General features: G+C 72.9%; 19 protein-coding genes. 7 read left to right on the top strand and 12 right to left on the bottom strand.

The window, feature by feature from the left end; genetic code table 11:
• Nucleotides 1-73 precede the first annotated feature (73 nt).
• The 3 genes from AB0I41_RS26370 (at nt 74) to AB0I41_RS26360 (ending at nt 2403) form a co-directional block, all read left to right on the top strand.
• Nucleotides 74-901 carry a hypothetical protein gene (locus tag AB0I41_RS26370; protein ID WP_357112776.1) on the top strand — a complete coding sequence of 276 codons (828 nt, stop codon included), beginning with the start codon at nt 74-76 and terminating at the stop codon, nt 899-901.
• A 96-nt stretch (nt 902-997) separates the two neighbouring features.
• Nucleotides 998-1975 (top strand): ornithine cyclodeaminase family protein, encoded by a 978-nt coding sequence (locus AB0I41_RS26365; RefSeq protein WP_357112774.1) that lies wholly within the window; start codon nt 998-1000, stop codon nt 1973-1975.
• Nucleotides 1972-2403: a hypothetical protein gene (locus AB0I41_RS26360; protein WP_357112771.1), complete on the top strand. Its 432-nt coding sequence runs from the start codon at nt 1972-1974 to the stop codon at nt 2401-2403. The genes AB0I41_RS26365 and AB0I41_RS26360 overlap by 4 nt, the downstream gene beginning before the upstream one ends.
• Here AB0I41_RS26360 and AB0I41_RS26355 read toward each other — a convergent pair.
• From AB0I41_RS26355 to AB0I41_RS26340, 4 genes are all read right to left on the bottom strand, one after another.
• On the bottom strand, nt 2323-3264 hold the full coding sequence (locus AB0I41_RS26355) for a sensor histidine kinase (protein WP_357112769.1): 942 nt from the start codon (nt 3262-3264) through the stop codon (nt 2323-2325). The two genes, AB0I41_RS26360 and AB0I41_RS26355, sit on opposite strands and share 81 nt — an antisense overlap.
• On the bottom strand, nt 3261-3542 hold the full coding sequence (locus tag AB0I41_RS26350) for a hypothetical protein (RefSeq protein WP_357112766.1): 282 nt from the start codon (nt 3540-3542) through the stop codon (nt 3261-3263). Before AB0I41_RS26350 ends, AB0I41_RS26355 begins: the two co-directional genes overlap by 4 nt.
• Nucleotides 3539-4771, bottom strand: a complete 1233-nt coding sequence (locus AB0I41_RS26345) for a GAF domain-containing SpoIIE family protein phosphatase (RefSeq protein ID WP_357112764.1) — start codon at nt 4769-4771, stop codon at nt 3539-3541. The genes AB0I41_RS26350 and AB0I41_RS26345 overlap by 4 nt, the downstream gene beginning before the upstream one ends.
• Nucleotides 4772-5112: 341 nt before the next feature.
• Entirely contained in the window at nt 5113-6330 is a 1218-nt protein-coding gene (locus AB0I41_RS26340; protein WP_357112762.1) for a S8 family serine peptidase, read from the bottom strand.
• A 290-nt stretch (nt 6331-6620) separates the two neighbouring features.
• On the opposite strand from AB0I41_RS26340, the gene shbA reads away from it, so the two are divergent.
• Entirely contained in the window at nt 6621-7193 is a 573-nt protein-coding gene (gene shbA, locus AB0I41_RS26335; RefSeq protein WP_357112759.1) for an RNA polymerase sigma factor ShbA, read from the top strand.
• Nucleotides 7190-8329, top strand: a complete 1140-nt coding sequence (locus tag AB0I41_RS26330) for an anti-sigma-D factor RsdA (protein WP_357112757.1) — start codon at nt 7190-7192, stop codon at nt 8327-8329. Before shbA ends, AB0I41_RS26330 begins: the two co-directional genes overlap by 4 nt.
• Before the next feature lie 101 nt (nt 8330-8430).
• On the opposite strand, the gene AB0I41_RS26325 is transcribed toward AB0I41_RS26330, so the two are convergent.
• On the bottom strand, nt 8431-9582 hold the full coding sequence (locus tag AB0I41_RS26325; RefSeq protein ID WP_357112754.1) for a hypothetical protein: 1152 nt from the start codon (nt 9580-9582) through the stop codon (nt 8431-8433).
• A 398-nt stretch (nt 9583-9980) separates the two neighbouring features.
• Here AB0I41_RS26325 and pip point away from each other — a divergent pair, with 398 nt between their 5' ends.
• On the top strand, nt 9981-10994 hold the full coding sequence (gene pip, locus AB0I41_RS26320) for a prolyl aminopeptidase (RefSeq protein ID WP_357112752.1): 1014 nt from the start codon (nt 9981-9983) through the stop codon (nt 10992-10994).
• A gap of 24 nt (nt 10995-11018) precedes the next feature.
• Here the strand turns inward: pip and AB0I41_RS26315 are convergent, their stop codons facing one another.
• Together AB0I41_RS26315 and AB0I41_RS26310 are read right to left on the bottom strand one after the other, a co-directional pair.
• Nucleotides 11019-11705: a CatB-related O-acetyltransferase gene (locus AB0I41_RS26315; RefSeq protein ID WP_357112749.1), complete on the bottom strand. Its 687-nt coding sequence runs from the start codon at nt 11703-11705 to the stop codon at nt 11019-11021.
• Nucleotides 11706-11748: 43 nt separating this feature from the next.
• Nucleotides 11749-13086: a serine hydrolase domain-containing protein gene (locus tag AB0I41_RS26310; protein WP_357112746.1), complete on the bottom strand. Its 1338-nt coding sequence runs from the start codon at nt 13084-13086 to the stop codon at nt 11749-11751.
• Between the two features lie 187 nt (nt 13087-13273).
• Here AB0I41_RS26310 and AB0I41_RS26305 point away from each other — a divergent pair, with 187 nt between their 5' ends.
• Nucleotides 13274-13453: a hypothetical protein gene (locus AB0I41_RS26305; RefSeq protein ID WP_357112744.1), complete on the top strand. Its 180-nt coding sequence runs from the start codon at nt 13274-13276 to the stop codon at nt 13451-13453.
• Nucleotides 13454-13465: 12 nt separating this feature from the next.
• Here AB0I41_RS26305 and AB0I41_RS26300 read toward each other — a convergent pair whose 3' ends face one another.
• From AB0I41_RS26300 to ccsA, 5 genes are read right to left on the bottom strand one after another with little or no spacing between them, the layout of a single operon-like run.
• Entirely contained in the window at nt 13466-14419 is a 954-nt protein-coding gene (locus AB0I41_RS26300) for a cytochrome c-type biogenesis protein (protein ID WP_357112741.1), read from the bottom strand.
• Entirely contained in the window at nt 14416-14967 is a 552-nt protein-coding gene (locus tag AB0I41_RS26295) for a TlpA disulfide reductase family protein (RefSeq protein WP_357112739.1), read from the bottom strand. The genes AB0I41_RS26300 and AB0I41_RS26295 overlap by 4 nt, the downstream gene beginning before the upstream one ends.
• A complete protein-coding gene (locus AB0I41_RS26290) occupies nt 14964-16892 on the bottom strand; it encodes a cytochrome c-type biogenesis CcmF C-terminal domain-containing protein (RefSeq protein ID WP_357112736.1) in 1929 nt (642 codons plus the stop codon). Before AB0I41_RS26290 ends, AB0I41_RS26295 begins: the two co-directional genes overlap by 4 nt.
• A complete protein-coding gene (locus tag AB0I41_RS26285) occupies nt 16882-17292 on the bottom strand; it encodes a cytochrome c maturation protein CcmE (RefSeq protein WP_357112735.1) in 411 nt (136 codons plus the stop codon). The genes AB0I41_RS26290 and AB0I41_RS26285 overlap by 11 nt, the downstream gene beginning before the upstream one ends.
• Entirely contained in the window at nt 17289-18056 is a 768-nt protein-coding gene (gene ccsA, locus AB0I41_RS26280) for a cytochrome c biogenesis protein CcsA (RefSeq protein ID WP_357112732.1), read from the bottom strand. Before ccsA ends, AB0I41_RS26285 begins: the two co-directional genes overlap by 4 nt.
• Nucleotides 18057-18125 lie beyond the last annotated feature (69 nt).

Here is an 18125-nt window from a genome sequence, read left to right as displayed (position 1 = left end):
TGGCCTGGTCCTGGGCCTACTTGGCGGAGTTGGTCAGCACGTTGTCCGTCACGTGACGTCCATGATCCGGGCCATGACGTCACCGGCCGGCTTCGGTCAGCTCGGCGAGCGACGGTTCGCGTTGGCCGGCGGCCGGTTCGGGTACGCGGGGCGGATGGCGGAGCTGCTTGAGGACGGGGACATCTACTTCCTCTACCGACCGCGGGTGGGGGAGAGGCACGTGGACTCTCTCGATGAGGTGCAGCGGTTGTTGGTGGTGATGCACCCGTGGCAGGGGCGGCACCTGCGACTACTGGTGGTGGGGCGCAAACGTCTGCCCGGCATCGATGAGCACGACCGCTTCTGGGCGTTCGTCGACGAGGTGGTGGATCGGCCTGAGCAGCTGCACAAGACCCTGCAGGCGCGCAGGTACCGGACGAGGACCCGCGACGAACGGGAGCAGCCCCCGGCGAGGCCTGTGGCGGAGGGCGCGTACGTGATCGCCCGGCACGACGACCACACCCATCTGGCGTACGAGCTCGAACTGCCGTTGCGTCCCGGCCCGGCCCAGCACGAACTGGACATCGAGTCGGAGGCGAGCTACATCGTCACGGTGAAGAACCCGCAGGCACCATCCCCGCCCGGGGTCGGGCTGCGCGGGTCCCGGAAGGTGAAGCTGCCCGCGGCGCTGCAGGGCAAATTCCACGGCCGACGGTTCGCTCCGCTCGACCCACCCGGATTCCTCGACCACCCCGGCACCGAGATTGTGCTCGTCGGCGCGGCCCACGACGCCTCCGAGGAGTTGCGCATCGACCTGGACGCCGAGGTCGAACGAGCCGAGCAGAGCACCATCTTCGGGGATCTGCGAATCGGGCGCCGGGAGCGTCCGGTCGCCCCGCTCTTCGAGGGTGAATGGGCCTGAGCCCCTCCACTACGGGGGTGAGGTAGCAGACCGGGCCCGCTGCGACGCCTCTAGCCTGCAGGGGTCCTCTTCATCCGTCCGCTGCCGGAGGCCACCATGACCGATCCGACCTTTCCGGCTGCGTCCTTCGCCGGTATGCGTCTGATCTCCGAGGATGCCGTTGCGGAGACCTCGATCCGGGTCGCGGTGGACGCCCTGGAAGCTGCTCTTCGTGATGGGCTCGACCCGGAGCGGGAAACGCCCCGCTCGCGGATGAGCACGCAGGCCGGCGAACTGCTGATCATGCCCGCCATCCGGGGCGGCTACTCGGGCTGCAAGCTGCTCAGCAGCACCCCCGACAACACCCGCCGCGGCCTGCCGCTCATCCAGGGAGTCTTCGTTCTCTTCGAGGGCCCGGGGCAGCGCCCGGCGGCGCTCATCGACGGCACCGCCCTGACCAACCTGCGCACCCCCGCGGTGTCCGCACTCGCGGTGCGCCACCTGCTACCCGGCACGACTGGCGACCCGCTGCGGCTCACGGTGTTCGGCACCGGCCCCCAGGCGCGTGCCCACGTCGAGGCGATGCTCGCCCTGCACGAGATCAGCGAAGTCTCCCTGGTGGGCAGGATCAGCCCGCGGCGCGACCGGCTCGCCGCGCGGTTCGACGGGACCGGCGTTCCGGTCCGGGTGTGCGATCCAGGCTCGTCCAACGAGGCGGTGATGCGGGCGGACGTCATCTGCTGCTGCACCAGTGCCTCGACGCCGCTCTTCGACGGCGCCCTGGTCAAGGACGACGCCGTCGTCGTCGCGATCGGTTCGCACTCGCCGGGCAGGCGCGAGGTCGACGACCGGCTCGTCGCCCGCTCTCGGGTTGTCGTCGAGTCGCTTGCGAACACCCGTCAGGAGGCGGGTGACATCGTCATACCGTTGGCTGCCGGCGTCGTCCGCGAGGAGGACTTGTGCCCGCTGCGCGACGTGGTGACCGGTCGAACGCAGTTGCCCGGCGGGGGACCACGGCTGTTCAAGGGGACCGGCATGCCATGGCAGGATCTGGTCGTCGGCGTCGAGATCTACCGGACCCACCTCGCTCGGTGATCCCCGACGGGTTCCGCGACAGCGGCCTCGTCGCCCCTGACCCGGCCCGAGCCGCCGCTGATCAGGCCGTGGGCGCCTCCTGTCCGGGCCGCAAGCCCACCGACGCCACGCTCATCGACCCGGCTGCGGCCTTCGGGGCGGTGCTCGCCGCCGACCTCGACGCGGAACTGGCCGAGCGGGTGGCCTGGCGCAACGCCGCCGACCTCCTCGGCCTCGACGTGTTCTCTCCGGTGCTGCTGATCTGGAGTTGTGGCGGCTGCGATGTGCCTCGGTCCGGCCGAACCGACAGCGGGGACCTGCGCGCGGAGTCCGACGACGCCTCCGCTCTCCCTGCCGTCCGGCGGGCGTCAGCGGTGCATGTGAAGGCGGATCGTGGTGGCACCGGGCCTGGTGTGGATGCGTACGAGATCGCAGAGTTGGTTGACTAGGACGAGTCCTCGGCTGCCGGGCTGCCGCGGCGGCACGGGAATCCGCCCGGCGAGCGGGTTCGTGATGTGCCCGGTGTCGGTGAGCTGGCAGATCAGCCGCGTCGGGTCGGTCCAGACCGCGAGGGTGCCGCCGGCGGCCGTGTGTTTGACCGTGTTCGCAGCCAGTTCGTTGACCGCCAGGGTCAGGTCGGAGGCGCGGTCCGGGGTCAGGCCGGCCGCGATGGCCTCGGCGGTCACAACCCGGCGGATGGTCGGGAGGGCAGGTAGGTCGATGGTGATGGTGGTCGCGTGGGCGGGCGGGTCCTGCAGCGGCAGGTTGAACCCGGCGGCAACCGCGACTGGGTCGCCGTAATGCGGGCTCCTCCGCACCACGCCGCCCGTCTGCAGGATCGGATGGGTGCGGTGGGCGTCCTCGAGCCAGCTCCGGTCCAGGCGACTGGTGTCGTAGGGGCAGAGGATGGTGGCCCGCCGGCCGGCGAACGCCGCGTTGATCAGGGCCTCGTGCTGGGCGCAAGCGGGGTATTCCGTCGCGGTACGGCCGGCCCAGATGGGTTCGCCGATGATGCGTACCCGCATGCCGGGGTGGGCGGCGGCGAAGGCGAGCAGGACGCCTGGAATGATCCGCCCGGGGTTGCGCCCGGCAACGCTCATGTCGTGCAGTTGGACCCTGTCCGCGTCGATGCCGAGCGCGGTGCGGATGTGGTCGAGGTTGCCCCGGGGTACGGCCGCCATGACCGGCTCATCGGCGGCCAGGCCGGCTTGGATGAACGGCACCGTGCCGGCCAGGTACTCCTCGCGGTCGGCGTAGAAGAGGGCGGGATGAACAAACCCGTCAGTGGTGGTGGCGACGGAGATACTCATGCGGCGGCCTCCGAGGTGCGTGGTACGGCCGCGTCGCCGGGCCACAGCAGGGTCAGTCCGGGGACCTCGACGGCGCCGGTCAGGTGCAGTGTACGGGCGACCTCGCTGGCGCAGCCGGTGAGAGCGCACCAGGTGAAGGCTGCCGTTGCGGTTGGGCAGCAGGTCACGGCGGCGGCATGGACGAAGATCAACCCGTGAAGATCCAGCGGTGCGGAATGGGCCACCGAGGTGACGTTGCGACGCGCGCGGGACGACGACGGCCAGTCGGCCCGGTTCACCCCTCGTGCTGGCGGGGTGGGCACGGGCGGGTTGAGTGGATGGCGAGTAGGGCGATGTCGTCGGTGGCCTGTTCGACGGCGAGTGTTGTCATGATCCGAGCGCAGACGGTTTCGGCGGGACCTGGTTCGACGGCCGAGCAGAGCCGTTGGATGCCGACGTCGATGATCTCGCCGCGGCGTTCGACGAGCCCGTCGGTATAGCAGACCAGTACCGACTCGGACGGAAACGCGACCTCGGTGTGCCGGCGGGCCCGTTGATGCGAACCCGTACCCAATGGAAGATCAACTGGAATGTTCAGAGTGTTGGCCGGCTGTCCTGGTGTGGCAAGGATGGGCTGCAGGTGTCCGGCCAGGGACATCCGAATGGTGGCGCGGTCCGGGGAGATCATGGCGTAAAGGACCGTGGCGAGGTTCCCGGCCTCGAAATGGTGGATCTTGCGGTCGAGCAGGGTCAGCGCGTCGGCGGGATCGTCGGAGACCAGGGCGTAGGCGCGCAGCGCGCTGCGGAGGCGTCCCATCACGACCGCAGAGCCCAGTCCGTGACCGGACACGTCGCCGATGACGACGCCCAGCCAGCCGGAGGGGAGGGTGAACACGTCGTACCAGTCGCCGCCGACGCCGGCGTCATGGCCGGGCACGTAGCGGGCGGCCATGTCGACAGCGGGCGCATCGGGTAGGTAGGTGGGTAGCAGGCTGCGTTGCAGGGCGAGAGCGGCGGTGCGGTCGATGCTGCTGGCCCGGGTCTGGCTGGCCAGGCTTGCCCGCTCGGCGGCGAGTTGGAGCAGTTGCACGTCGTCGTCGGTGAATTGGTGCGAGCTCAGGCAGCCGACGTGCAATACCCCGGTCACCTCGCCGCCGGCGAACATGGGCACACCCAGTAGCGAGCGGATCCCCCTGTCGAACAGGATCAGGTCATCGGGGGCGGTGACCTCGTCCAGTACGACCGGTTGCTTGTCCCGAGCGACCCGCCCGGCGAAGCCCCGGCCGACGGAGATCCGAGCGCCTTGCCGGACCTCTTCCTCCAGCCCCTTCGCCGCAGTGGCCACCAACTGCTTGGCGTGCACGTCCATCAGCAGGATGGCGGCGGTGTCAACCCGCATCACCTCTTGGACCCGGTCGAGGAGCTCTTTGAGGAGGTCGTTGACGTCAAGCTGGGACAGCGCCGCGTCGGTGACCGCTTCGATACGGCGTAGCCGCTCGTCGCTCCCGCTGCCCTGCACGTCAATCACGTGCAGAAGCGTAGTCCCTCCCGGGCCCAGGGTCGCTCTTCAGGAGCGTCCCTGGCCGGACCAGGCCGTCGAGCACCCGCCAGCCACGTGCGACAAGGCGCATGGGGCATGGCCTCGGGATCCGTGGCTCCCCCGACGTAGCGGCCCGCCGGTCGGCAGTCGGGGGACGTTCCACGGTGCAGGAGCTCGCTTCCGGGTGAGGGGGAGTGGTGATCGGGCACCCGGGAGATTTGCCCGCAAGGGCACTTTTGTGGACGAACGTGGAGGACGGGCACTCGCCGAGTCCGGACCCTGGTGCGACCGTCCCGGCCCGGATCCGGGCCGGGACGGTCGGCCGTCGGTCAGAAGGTGGCGACGTTGAGCAGCTTCTCCTGGATGCCGTCCGGGTCGCCGGCCGGCCAGCTGTAGTTGGTCGTACCGTCTGCCTGAAGGGCCGACTTGACGGCGCTCGGGGTGGCGGTGGGGTGGGTCGCCTTGTAGAGGGCGGCGCCACCAGCGACGTGCGGGCTGGCCATCGAGGTGCCGGAGATGGTGTTGTAGCCGCCGCCCTTCCAGGTGGAGTAGATGCAGACACCTGGCGCCATGAGGTCGACGTCCGCGCCGTAGTTGGAGAAGTCGGCAATGGTGTCGTCGACGTCGCTGCGGCAGGTGGGCGCCGCGCCGCCACCGGGGAGGCCGTTGAAGTCGGCGAGGGCGCTGACGGTGATGACCTCGTCGTACGCGGCGGGCACATGGTTGGCGGCGTTGTCGGTCTCGTTGCCGGCGGCCACGACGTACGTCACACCGGCCGCGACCGACCTGCAGATCGCCTCGTGCATGGCGTCCTTGTTGCTGCCGCAGGCGCTGTCGGAGCCGGAGCCGCCCAGGCTCATGTTGGCGACCTCGATCTCGCTGGCGTGCGCCGTCACGTAGTCGATGCCGCAGATGATGTCGGAGAAGGTGCCGCTGCCGGCGTTGTTGAGCACGCGGACCGGCCAGAGCCGGGCGCCCGGGGCCATGCCGACCACGCCGGCGCCGTTGTCCAGCGCGCCGATGGTGCCGGCGACGTGCGAGCCGTGCCCGTTGCCGTCGCCAGCGCTGGCGCCGGTGGAGCAGTTCTTGGCTCCGGCGGTGTAGACGTTCAGGTCGGGGTGGGTCAGATCGATGCCGGTGTCGATGACGGCGACGTCGACGTTCACCCGCTCGTCCGCGCCGTTGATCTTCGCGGTCGGGCTCAGCTCGGCGTCGGCCCGGTTGATGCCGGTCGGCGTGGTCTGGGCGTTGGCCGTCGCCACCCCGTCGGCCTGGACGAACAGCACCCGCGGGTCCCGGGCGATGCGGGTGGCGGCGGTCGCGCTCATCCGGGCCGAGTAGCCGCGCAGGGCGTGCTCGTAAACGTGGCCGACGGTGGCGGCGTTGGCCCTGGCCTGCTCCGCGGCGACCGACGACGAGTTGGCGTCGGCGCGGAGGACGACGATGTAGCCGCTGTCCGCCTCGGCGCGGGGGGCGGCGGTGGCGCCGGTCGCCGAGGCGGCGACGACGATGCCGGTCAGCATCGCGACGCCCAGTGTCTTGCGCATGGGTGTTCCTCTCCACGTGCGGTAGGGGCGGTTGGCCCATGCCGAGGTTGCCGCAGCCGGAACGTCCGAGCCAGAGGGGTGAGGCATCCGTTATTGGAAATATATAAATCAGGGCAAAGCGGCGCACAACTCCGGACCCGGTGTTCAGTGGGCCGGGTGGGCGGGGCGGATGACTCTCCTGCCGGGTTATCGCCGGATGTCGGTGCGGTGTTTCATCACCGACTTGTAGGCGGCAGGATGCCGGACGGCTACCGTCGATCCAGCTCCACCGAGAAGGGCCCGCGACCGCGATGGACACACCGCCCCCCGATGTCGTACGTCGCGCCGCCGCCGGTGACCCGGGCGCCGTCACGGAGGTCCTGACGCGGATCAGGCCGATCGTCGTGCGCTACAGCCTGGCCCGGCTGGGACATGTCGGCGCCGGTGGCGCCACCGCCGAGGATGTCGCCCAGGAGGTCTGCCTCGCCGTGCTGCGCGCCCTGCCCCGCTTCACCGACCAGGGTCGCCCCTTCCTCGCCTTCGTCTACAGCATCGCCGCCCGCAAGGTCGTGGACGCGTGCCGGGCCGCGAGCCGGGACCGCGCGGAGAGCGTCGCGGACGTTCCGGACGCCCCGGACCCCACCCCCGGCCCCGAACTGCGCGCTCTCACGGCCGACCTGGGCGCCAGGCTCAGCGGGTTGCTGGCGCAACTGCCGGCGACGCACCGGGAGATCCTGGTGCTGCGGCTGGCAGTCGGCATGACCGCCGACGAGGTCGGTACCGTGCTCGGTATGACCGGAGGCGCGGTACGGCTGGCACAGCATCGCGCGCTGACCCGGCTGCGCGCCATCGCCAGCGACACCCTTGCCCGGGTCATCACGTGACCGCCGACCTGCCCCCGCCGTCGGACCCGGTCCTGCGGGACGACCGGCTGCTCGACGCGCTGGTCCGCAGCGAGCCGCCACCTCCCGAACACCCCGCCGACGACCCGGTGACCGCCCTGTTGGCCGACTGGCACACCGAGCTGGTGGCTCGGGCGGAGCAGGTGGAGTCCACGATGGAGCAGAGTCGGTCCGGGGAGGGGACGGGCGGGCCGGCAGCTCCGCCGTCCGCACCACCCCCGGCCCGCCCGGCGCCGGTGCTCCGGCAGCGGCCCGCCGCAACCGCCGGGCCCGCTGCTCCGGGACGGCCCAGGGGACGGCGGCGGACGGCGCTCGCCGGTGCGGCCCTCAGCCTGATCACCGTCGTCGGCGGCCTCTGGCTGGGCGCGGCCCGGGCCGAGCCAGGCGGCCTGTTCTGGCCGGTCACCGAGCTGGTCAACGCCGACCGGGCCGAGTCGCTGGTCACCCAACGGGAGGTCGGACGGATGCTGGACGAGGCGCGGCAGGACCTCGCCGACCACCGGTACGACGACGCCCGCCACCAACTGGAGCGGGCCGCGGTCCTGCTGGGCACCCTCGGCGACGACGACATCGTCACTCGGCTGTGGGGCGACATCGACGAGCTCCGGCGCCTGCTGCCGCCCCGAGCCCCGACGGCCCCGTCGAGACCCGGCCCGGACATCGGAACCCGCGCCGTGCCGGTGCCGTCCGTGACGAACACCGCCACGTCCACCGTCCACGAGCCCCCGTTGACCGATCCGTCGTCGCCGCACACCCCAACCCGGCCGGCGCCGACCGCACCGGCCACTGCGGGGCAGCCGACGAAGCCGACCGGAGGGGCGTCGGCCAGCCGACCGAGCACCCCAGCGGCGGACCGGCAACGGCAGTTGCCGCCGGCCCCCACCGCCCGGCGGCTCGGCGCAAAACCCCACCGGGACGGCGTGACCGTAGCCCGCCGCCCGGCGACCGGTCCGAACTCCGGCCGCCCCACCGTCCCGGACCGCGCTGTGGCCGGCAGGACCGGACCGCGCCACGGCATCCCCGACCGGGCCGGGCGCGGTCAGCCGACCACCATGAACCTGACCGGGCCGGAACAAAGGCCGGACGACCAGGCCGCCGACCGCCCGGTCGGCGGTTAGTGGTTCGCCGCCGCCTTCCTGACCCTGTCGTACGAGGCGGTGCGGATCGAGTTGTCCGGCCCGCCGCCCCAAGCGGTTGCCGACCTGCTACGCCCGCCACGCTACGCCCGCCACGACCTCGGCCGGCTGGCCCGCCGGTGAATCTTCGGCACCGACTGGCCCGGAGTGCCCGGATCGCGGCCAACGCCCACGCCGTCGCCGGGCCCGGGCTGCCTGCGACGGGTCTCGGCGGAGACCACCCAGAGCAGCACCAGGTTCACGGCGAGCGCGGACACGGCGGCGAACTGGTTGACCGTGAACTTGAAGATCTGTGCGAAGAGCAGATCCACCAGCAGTGCGAGGTGGAACGCGCGAAGCGCACGCCGGCGGTCACGCCGCAGGAGCGTCGCGCCCCGAACCCCGAGCAGGGCGGCGGCGAGGGACGCGCCGATCACCACCAGGTCCGCACCGCGCTCCGGTGCCCGGGCCAGCTCCCCGGTCGCATGCTCCAGCGCCGCGCCGGTGAGGGTAACGACGGGCTGCACGACGAGGTACACCGCGACCAGGACCACCGGCCACCGGCGGGTCAGCAGCCGGTCGGCTGCGGCGCGGACACGCTGCACCGTGCGCTCCCGGCGCGCGTCCCAGCGGGATTCCCGAGCGGGTAGGGCGACGAGCAGCCCGACCACCGCGACGTCGACCGGATCGGCCGAGTGCTGGAGCGAGCGGACAGCGGCTGCGCGTGCCGCCGGGCTCACTCCGGAGGTGATTCCGGCCAGCGCCAGCTGCAGCGCCGCAGCTGTGCGTTCCTGAGGGGAGGGCGTGCCACGCCCACGCGACCACTGCAGCAACAGGACCAGTCCCGCGAAGACCAGATATATGAGACCGGCGGCGGGTTGGTAGAAGTAGTCGGTCCGCGCGGTGACGAACTTGCCGATCTCGTCGATGAACAATCCGAACCCGATGCCGCCGAGCACGGCCACCCAGGTTCGTGCCGACCGGCCGAGGAACGCGATCGCGACGCACAGGCCCGCCGCCATGAGCAGACCGCCCCACAACACGTGTGCGATGTGCAGGCTGCCAGTGCCGAGCTGCGGGTAACCGGTCAGCTCCAGATACGCCCGGGTCGCCAGCACCGTGCCGATGCCGGACAGCACGAACGCCCTCAGATGCCCGGCGGCGTCAGGTGCCCGGACCAGCCGGCTGACGCGACACAGCAGCGACCGGGCGGCGGAGTTACGCACCGACCGGTCGCGGGTCGACGACTGGCGCACCGTCCACCCGCTGCGGGCTGGCGTGCTGAAGAAAACGAACCTCCAGCGTCCGGTTCATCACGCGTCTCCTCGTCCCGCTTGTTACGACGGCGCTGCTCAATGGCCGGTCGGTAACGCTACGCGACCCCGGGCCGATCCGTCAGGAAGCGTGTCGACCCGGGCTTACCGTGCCCGCGCCGGGTGGTGACGGTCGGCGTACGCCGGGACGCCGCTGCCGGCAGGACGACTGCCCGACGGCCTTTCGTGAACAATGGTGCGTGTCGTCGATTGATGCGAGCGGTACCGGGAGAAGGTGCGATGAGAGCGATCGTGGTGCGGGGCGGGATCGGCGGGCTCAGCGCGGCCGTCGGCCTACGCCGTCATCCCGTCCAGGAAACATCGGTGATGGAGGTTCTGCGGTGACCACCGCCAACGGCCTGTACCCGCCCGTCGAGCCCTACGCCCGGCACCGGATCCCGGTGGGCGGCGGCCATGACCTCTATGTGGAGGAGGTCGGCAGACCGGATGGCATCCCGGCGGTGTTCCTGCACGGTGGCCCGGGCGGCGGTCTCGTCGAGGGGGCGAGGCGGTTCTTCGACCCGGACCGCTATCGGGTGGTCCTGTTCGACCAGCGTGGCTCGGGGCAGAGCACGCCGCTGGGGGACCTCCACGACAACACCACCTGGCACCTCGTCGACGACCTGGAGGTGATCCGCCGGCGACTGCGCGTCGAGTCCTGGCTGGTGTTCGGCGGCTCGTGGGGCGCCACGCTCGGCTTGGCGTACGCGCAGACCCATCCGGCCCGTGTCACCGGCCTGATCCTGCGCGGCATCTACCTGATGCGCCGCAGCGAGCGGGAATGGTTCTACCAGCACGGCCTGAACCATCTGCAGCCGGAGGAGTGGGAGCGCTTCACCGCCCCGATCCCGCACGCCGAGCGCGACGACATGCTGGCCGCCTACCACCGGCGCCTCCACGGCGCCGATGTCGAGGAGGCTCGGGTGTGCGCCGCAGCATGGGGCCGATGGGAGGCGGTGAACTCGTCGCTGCGGTGTGATCCGGACGTGGTCGCCCACCTGACCCAGGACGAGCGAGCTCTGCCGATGGCACGGATCCTTTCCCACTACGTGCTGCACCGGGGCTTTTTCGACAGTGAGACCCAACTGCTCGACGGCGTCGACCGGATCCGTCAGGTGCCCACGGTGCTGGTCCAGGGGCGCTACGACCTCTGCTGCCCACCGGTCACCGCGCACGACCTGGCGCGGCGCTGGCCCGAGGCGGAACTGCGGATCGTGCCCGACGCCGGTCACTCCGCCCTCGAACCGGGAATCACCCGCGCGCTCGTCGCGGCGACCGACCGGTTCGCCGACCTGCTCGCCGCGCCGCGCGATCCTCAGCTCGCCCAGCCGGGCCGGACCGGACCCGGCTCGTAGACGAACACGACGAGCTGCGCCAGGTCACCCGCGTGCAGTTTGGACGTCGCCCGGTTGGCCTGGGTCTTCACGGTCGGGTGCCACAGCCTCGAGGTCGTCGATGCTGCCGGACATGATCGTGCGGATGTGCTCGGTGATGTGCTGAACCGGCCAGTCCCACCAGGCCAGCGCCAGAAGGCGGGCGACGTCCTCTCCGCTGTAGCGGCGGCGGATGAGCCTGGCCGGGTTGCCCCCGACGATGCCGTAGTCGGGGACGTCGTCGACGACGACCGAACCGGAAGCGATGATCGCTCCATTGCCGATCCGGACGCCGGGCATCACCAAGGCGCGATATCCGAACCAGACGTCGCTGCCCACCACGGTGTCACCCCGTCCGGGCAGGCCGGTGATGAGATCGAAGTGCTCGACCCAGGAACCGCCCATGATCGGGAAAGGGAAGGTCGAGGGGCCGTCCATGCGGTGATTGGCGCCGTTCATGATGAACCGCACGCCCTCGCCCAGTGCGCAGAACTTCCCGATGACCAGCTTCTCCGGCCCATGGTGATACAGCACGTTGTGGGTCTCGAAGGCGGTCGGATCATCCGGGTCGTCGTAGTAGGAGAACTCCCCGACCTCGATCAGCGGAGAGGTGACCAGCGGCTTCAGCAGCACCACGCGCGGCTGTTCGGGCATCGGGTGCAGCACGCTCGGATCGGCGGGAACCTCTGGCATCAGGAATGGCCTCTCGGGCTACGGAGTGGCGTAACCGCTGCCGTCATCTGGTGCTGGTGGCCGACAGGACAGGCAGGCGGGTCAGGGCGTTGGCGGTCGCGACCCGCACGGGGTCGGGGTTGGCCCAGCTCCAGTTCGGGTGGGCCCGGTTGGTGAGGAGGACGAACACGGCCCTGCGGGCGGGGCTGACCAGAAGCGATGTGCCGGTGAAGCCGGTATGCCCGAACGTGGTGGGCTTGCTGAGCTGGCCCATGAACCATGGTTGGTTCAGCACCACGCCGAGTCCGTGGTCGGCGGTCCGGTTCGGCCGTTCCGGGTCGACGGCGGGTAGTCCGGCGTTGGCGTTGGTCAGCATCCGGCGGACAGTGCCCTCGGCCAGGATCCGCTGTCCGCCGTAGGTGCCGCCGTCGAGCAGCAGTTGGCCGATGACGGCGACCTCCTGGGCGGTACTGAAGATGCCGGCGTGCCCGGCGATGCCCCCCAGATGGTTGGCCACATCGTCGTGCACCACGCCACGCAGTAGCCCGCGGGAGGACCGGGCGTCGGTGGCGACCATCCGGGTGGCCCGGTCGGTGGCGCTGAGCCAGGTGCTCGGGTTGAAGCCGGTCCAGCGCAGGCCGAGGGGGTCGGTCAGCCCGGTCTTCAGCGCCTGGTCGAGGCGCTGGCCGGTCACCTTCTCCACCAGCTTGCCGACGACCATGAGGCCGACGCTCGAATAGCGGAACACCTTTCCCGGCACGGCGCCGCTGACCAGCGGAGTGGCCAGGACAGCCTGCCACTTCTCGGCCAGGGTGGAGTAGCCGGTCACCTTGGCGCCGACGGGGAGACCGCTGGTGTGGGTCAGCAGCATCGCCACGGTGACGGCCGACTTGCCGGTACCGGTGAACTCCGGCAGGTAGGTCACGACCGGCGCGTCGAGGTCGATGCGGCCCCGGTCCACCTGTTGCAGGGCGAGGATGGACGTGTAGACCTTCGTGATCGAGGCGAGGTCGAAGATCGAGTCGGTACGCATCCGGACCCGGTCGGCGGCGGGAAGGAGGGTCGGCCCGGCACCGAAGCGGAGGGCCTCGCCGACGGCCACCTGCGCGTACGGCTGCCCGCCGCTGAGAGCCAACGCCACCGCCCCGGCGTACATCGGGTACGCGGGATTCTGGCTGGTCGGCTTCAGGTAGCCGCTGAGCACGGTGGTCAGCCGCTGGGTGACCGGCGACGTGCGGACCACGGGCCCGGCTGCCGCCGCGCCGCCCTGGCCCGCCGCCGAAGCGCTCGGCGTCTGCCACGAGTTGGCCTGCTCCGCGGACGGCTCCGCCCGGCAGCCGGCGAGCGCCGCGGTGGCGGCGGACAGCCCCAGCCCGAGCATCGAGCGACGATTGATCGGCACGCGGCGATCATGCCATCTCGCCTGCTGAAGAGACAGGGTCGCCCTGCGCCCGGCGATTCGTGACCGCCACCTCGACCCCTGCCGTCACGGTCGTCACCGGCCGCCCGGCGGCGGCAGAGGCGTTTGATCGCCCGCCCCCCGGGTAGGGCGCGGCTACGACATCCGGCAGGAGAGCGGCGGTGCAGCGATGAAGGGTCGGTTCGGTGACGTGGTGGTGGGCGCGGCCGGCGACGTGGCCGGCACGGTGGTCGACCCGCGGCAGGGGCTGAGCAAGCTCCGCGCGGCGCTCTCCGGCCGGGCGGCCGTCATGCTGGCGGCCGGCCTGGCGCTCGGTTACCTGTTCGCCAGGTCCCGCCGAGCTTCCTGATCCGGCCCGGCGTCAACCGGTGGCGCCTGCCGGGCGGGGGGTCGGTGTCCCGCCCACCGTCGGGGGCGCCCCGGCCAGCAGCCGCCGGATCTCGACGGCGGCCGGGTGCTCGGGGGCGACGGCCAGGAACTGGCGCAACGTGCCGGGTGCGTCGGCGGGACGGGTGCCGCGCTGGGCGAGGCCGAGCACGAGCAGGCCGTCGGGGGAGTCGGGGGAGCGGGTCAGCACGTCCCGCGAGGTCCGTTCCGCCCCGGCCGCGTCGCCCGAACGGAGCAGCGCGAAGGCGAGCCGCAGCCGGAGAGCGTCGTCCGGGCGGTCCCGCAGCGCCTCCCCGTACATCTGCGCGGCCGCAGCGTACCGCTGCTGTTGTTCCAGGTCCTGGGCCAGCCGCACCGCGACGGCGACCGGGTCGGCCGGTGCCGCCGGCGCGGGCCGGTCCAGCTGGCGGGCGGCGACCGCCACCGAGGCCATCGTCGCGACCAGGCCGAGCGAGGCCGCCCACCAGGCCCGCCGGGCCGTGCGGCCGGGAGGTCCGGACCCGGCCGGTCCGGCCGCCGCCGGGGGGCAGGTGGCCGGCCCGCCGCGGGAGCGCGCGGTCCGCACGGCGGCGTAGCCGACCCCCAACAGCACCAGCACGGGTACGGCCCAGAGCAGCAGGAACACGCCGCGGGCCGGGGGATCGGCCAGCACCTCCTCGCCGTAGCGCTGGACGAACCAGCGCCGGATCTCGTCCGGGCTGCGCCCCTGGGCGACCTGGTCCGCCACCACCTGCCGCATCGACGCCGCGATCGGCGATCGGGAGTCGACCACCGACTCGCCCTGGCAGGCGGGGCAGCGCAGGCTGGCCGCCACCGCCTCCACCGGATCGGGCCGACCCGCCGGGCCGGTGGACCTGACCAGCGCCGTGCCGGCCCCGGCGAGCAGCGCCACCAGCACCAGCGCCCCGAGCACCCGTCGCCACCTCATGCCGCCCCCAGCAGCGGCGTCACCTGCTGCTCCAACCACCGCGCGGTGACCACGCCCCGCTGGCGGGCGACGATCCGGCCCTGCCGGTCCACCACGAACGTCTCCGGCACCCCCCGCACCCCCCAGTCGACCGACCGGGTGCCGTCCGGGTCCGGCAGCACGACCAGCCCGGTCGTACCGGTCTCCTTCAGCAGCGCGCGGACCGCCTCGGGACCGTCGCGCACGTCCAGGCCGACCAGCCGCACACCCCGGTCGGACCAGCGTCGTTCGGCCTCGGCCAGCAGCGGCAACTCGTCCCGACAGGGTCCGCACCAGGAGGCGAAGACGTTCACCAGCACCACCTGGCCGCGGGCGTCGGCCAGGTCGAACCGTCCCCCGTCCAGGGTGGTGCCGGCGAGCGCGGGCGCCGGTCCGCTCGCGGCGTCCCCGGTCGCCGGGTCGGACGTCGGACGCAGGGCGAGCGCGGCGCCGACGGCGAGGGCCAGCGTGAGCGCCGCGGCCACCGGCGGCCGGCGCCACCACGGCCGGGGGATGCCGGACCGGCTCACGCCGGGACTCCGGCACCGACGGGCACGGCGGATGTCCCGGCCTTCGCGCGCCGGCCACGGCGGGCAGCGCCGCCGGCCAGCGCGAGCAGCCCTCCGCCGGTGATCAGCGCACCACCGCACCACAGGAGGCTGACCAGCGGGTTCACCGCCAGCCGCAGGGTGGCGCTGCCGCCGTCGGCGGCGACCGCGAGCAGCGTCACGTAGGTGTCCCGGCGCAGGCCGGTGTCGATCACGGGGACGGTGACGGCGGTGTCCCGGGCCGGGTGGTAGCGCAGTGCCGGGGCGACGTTCCGTTCCCGGCCGTCCGCCTCGACGAGGCGGAGCCGGGCCCGGACCGCCATGTCACCCCCGCCGGCGGAACGCTCGACGGAGAGCAGGCGGACCGACGCGTCGCCGGCCCGCAGCGTCTCGCCGATGCGCAGGCTCCGCTCGCCGGACTGACTGTAGGCGGAGGAGCCCGCGACCCCGACCGCGACCAGGGCGAGCCCGGCGTGGGCCAGCACGCTCGCCCACCGGACCGGCCGGGCGGCTCCACCACGCCGCCCGGTCACCTGGCCGGCGGCTCCGGCCAGCACGAACGCCGCCGCGCCGAAGGCGGTGAGCGCGGGCAGGCCGGGTCGGCTGAGCAGCCCCACCACGGCCATGGTGGCCAGCGCCGCCGCCCCCGGCAGGGCCAATCGCCGCAGCGCCTCGGCGCGGTCACGGACCCGTAGCGCCGGGGGCACTCCCATGAGCAGGAGCAGCACGATCGCCAGTGGGACCGCCGTGCGCTGGTAGTAGCCCGGTCCGACCGAGGCGCGGCTGCCGGTCAGGGGTTCGGCGAGCAGCGGGAAGACGGTGCCGATCAGCACCGCAGCGGCGATGGTGGCCAGCAGGACGCCGTTGACCAGGACGGCGGTACCGCGGGACAGCAGCGGGTCGGCCCGGCCGGGCGCGGGCCGCCGCGGTCCCCGGCCGGCCAGCACGGCGGACGCCAGCACCGCCAGCAGCACCAGGCCGAGCAGCATCGGCCCCAGCGGGGAGTCGGTGAAGGCGTGCACGCTGGCCACCGCGCCGGAGCGGGTCAGGAAGGTGCCGAGCAGCACCAGCAGGAAGCTGGCACAGGCCAGGGCGCGGTTCCAGCCGGCCCGCCGGGCGGGCCGGCCGAGGGTCGTGTGCAGGAAGGCGGTGGCGGTGAGCCAGGGCAGCAGGGAGGCGTTCTCGACCGGGTCCCAGGCCCAGTAGCCGCCCCAGCCCAGCACCGCGTACGACCACCAGGCGCCGAGCCCGATGCCGGCGGTCAGCGCCGACCAGGCCGCCAGCGTCCACGGCCGTGCCAGGCGCAGCCAGTCCCGCCCCTCCCGGCCGGCCAGCGGCGCGGCCAGCGCGAGCGCGAACGGCACCACCAGACCGAGGTAGCCCGCGTAGAGCAGGGGCGGGTGCACACCCATGGCCGGGTGCTGCTGGAGCAGCGGGTTGGGTCCGGGGCCGTCGAGGGGTGCCGGGTGCACCGCCCGGAACGGGTTCGCCGCGACGTGGGAGAGCACGAAGAAGAACGCGGCCACCGCGCTGACCAGCACCATGGTGTACGCGTGCAGCCGGGTCGGGTAGGCGCGGCGGGCGAGCAGTGCGGCGTATCCGCCGAGCACCAGCAGCCAGAGCAGCAGCGACCCGTCGAGGGCCGACCAGAGGCTGGTGACCGTGTAGAAGACGGGCACCTGCCGTCCGCCGTTCTCGGCCACGAACCGGACGCCGAAGTCGTGCCGCAGCAGCGCCGTCTCCAGCACGGCACAGGCCGCGACGGCGCTGAGCAGGCCGCCGGTGGTGGCCAGGCGGGCCGGTCGCGCCGGAGCGCCGACGAGCGCCACCCGCAGCCAGAGCAGCGCGGCGAGCGTGGCGCAGAGCAGCCCGGCCGCCAGGGTGGCGGTGCCGAGGTCAGCGAGCATCCGGCGGCTCCGTCGGGGCGGCGGACGGACGGTACTCGTTGCCATGCCGGACCAGCACCTGGTCGGCGCGGAAGATCCCGTCGACGGCCAGGGTGCCCTCGACGACGGCGTTCTCGCCCTCCCGGAAGGTCTCCGGGGGCACCCCGCGCTGTCGTACGGCGATCTCCCGGCCGCCCGCCGCGAGCCGGAACACCACGAGGTCGCCGTCGCGTCGCAGCGATCCGGGGACCACCTCGCCGCCCAGCCGGACCCGCTCCCGGGTGGCCGTCGGGTCGGTGAGCACCTCGTCCGGGGTGCGGTAGTAGGTGAGCGTGTCCCGCAGCGCGCTGGTGACCAGCACCCCGCCGGCGGCCAGGAGCACACCGACCAGGGCGATGCGGCCGGTCCGCCTGCGGATCATCGGGCCCTTACCGGCAGGCGCCCGCCGGGGTGGGACGGCGCGGCCGGGGTCGCGGCGAGCCGGCGCTCGAGCCGCACCACCCGGTGCAGCAGCACGGCGGTCGCGGCGGCGGTCGCGGCGGCCACGGCGAGCAGCAGCGCCAGCGCCATCCGCGGGTCGATCGGTGGGCGTTGCGGGGCGAGGATGGTGGCCTGCTGGTGCAGCGACCGCCACCAGACGACCGAGAAGTGCACCACCGGGACGAGCAGGAAGCCGGCGACGCCGAGGACGGCCGCAGGCCGGGCCACCCGGTGGTCGGCGGCGTCGCGGGCGCCGGTCCGCTCCGCCGCCGTCCGCCGCAGCGCCAGGTAACCGGCGTACGCGAGGAGCAGCAGCGCGGTGCTGACCAGCCGGGGATCCCAGGCCCACCAGGCGCCCCAGACCAGCCGGCCCCACAGCGATCCGGTGCCGATGGCGAGCGCCGTGAGCACCACCCCGATCTCGGCCCCGGCCCGGGCGAACCGGTCCCAACGCAGGTCGCCGCCGATCAGGTACGCGCCGCTGGCGGCCAGTACGACGGCGAACGCCGCGTACGCCACCCAGGCGGCGGGCACGTGCAGGTACATCAGTCGCTGCGCCGCTCCCTGGAGCGCGTCGACCGGCGCCAGGAGGCCACCGGCCAGCGCCGCGGCCCCGGCGAGTCCCCCGGCGGCCCAGGCCAGCGTGCGGCGGGCAGCCGCCCCGCCCGCGTTGTCGGCGATCAGGTCCACGGTGGAGGCTCGCATGATCTCCCTGTCCGCGCCGTCGGCGCTTGCCCCGTCCTCGAGTCACGACTGTAATCCGGCATAGGGGCA

This window comes from Micromonospora sp. NPDC050200 (genome assembly GCF_040656135.1).
In the GTDB taxonomy this organism is placed as follows: domain Bacteria; phylum Actinomycetota; class Actinomycetes; order Mycobacteriales; family Micromonosporaceae; genus Micromonospora.
The sequence above is the reverse complement of the archived record's forward strand: the minus strand, read 5'-3'. Positions and strand labels throughout refer to the sequence as shown.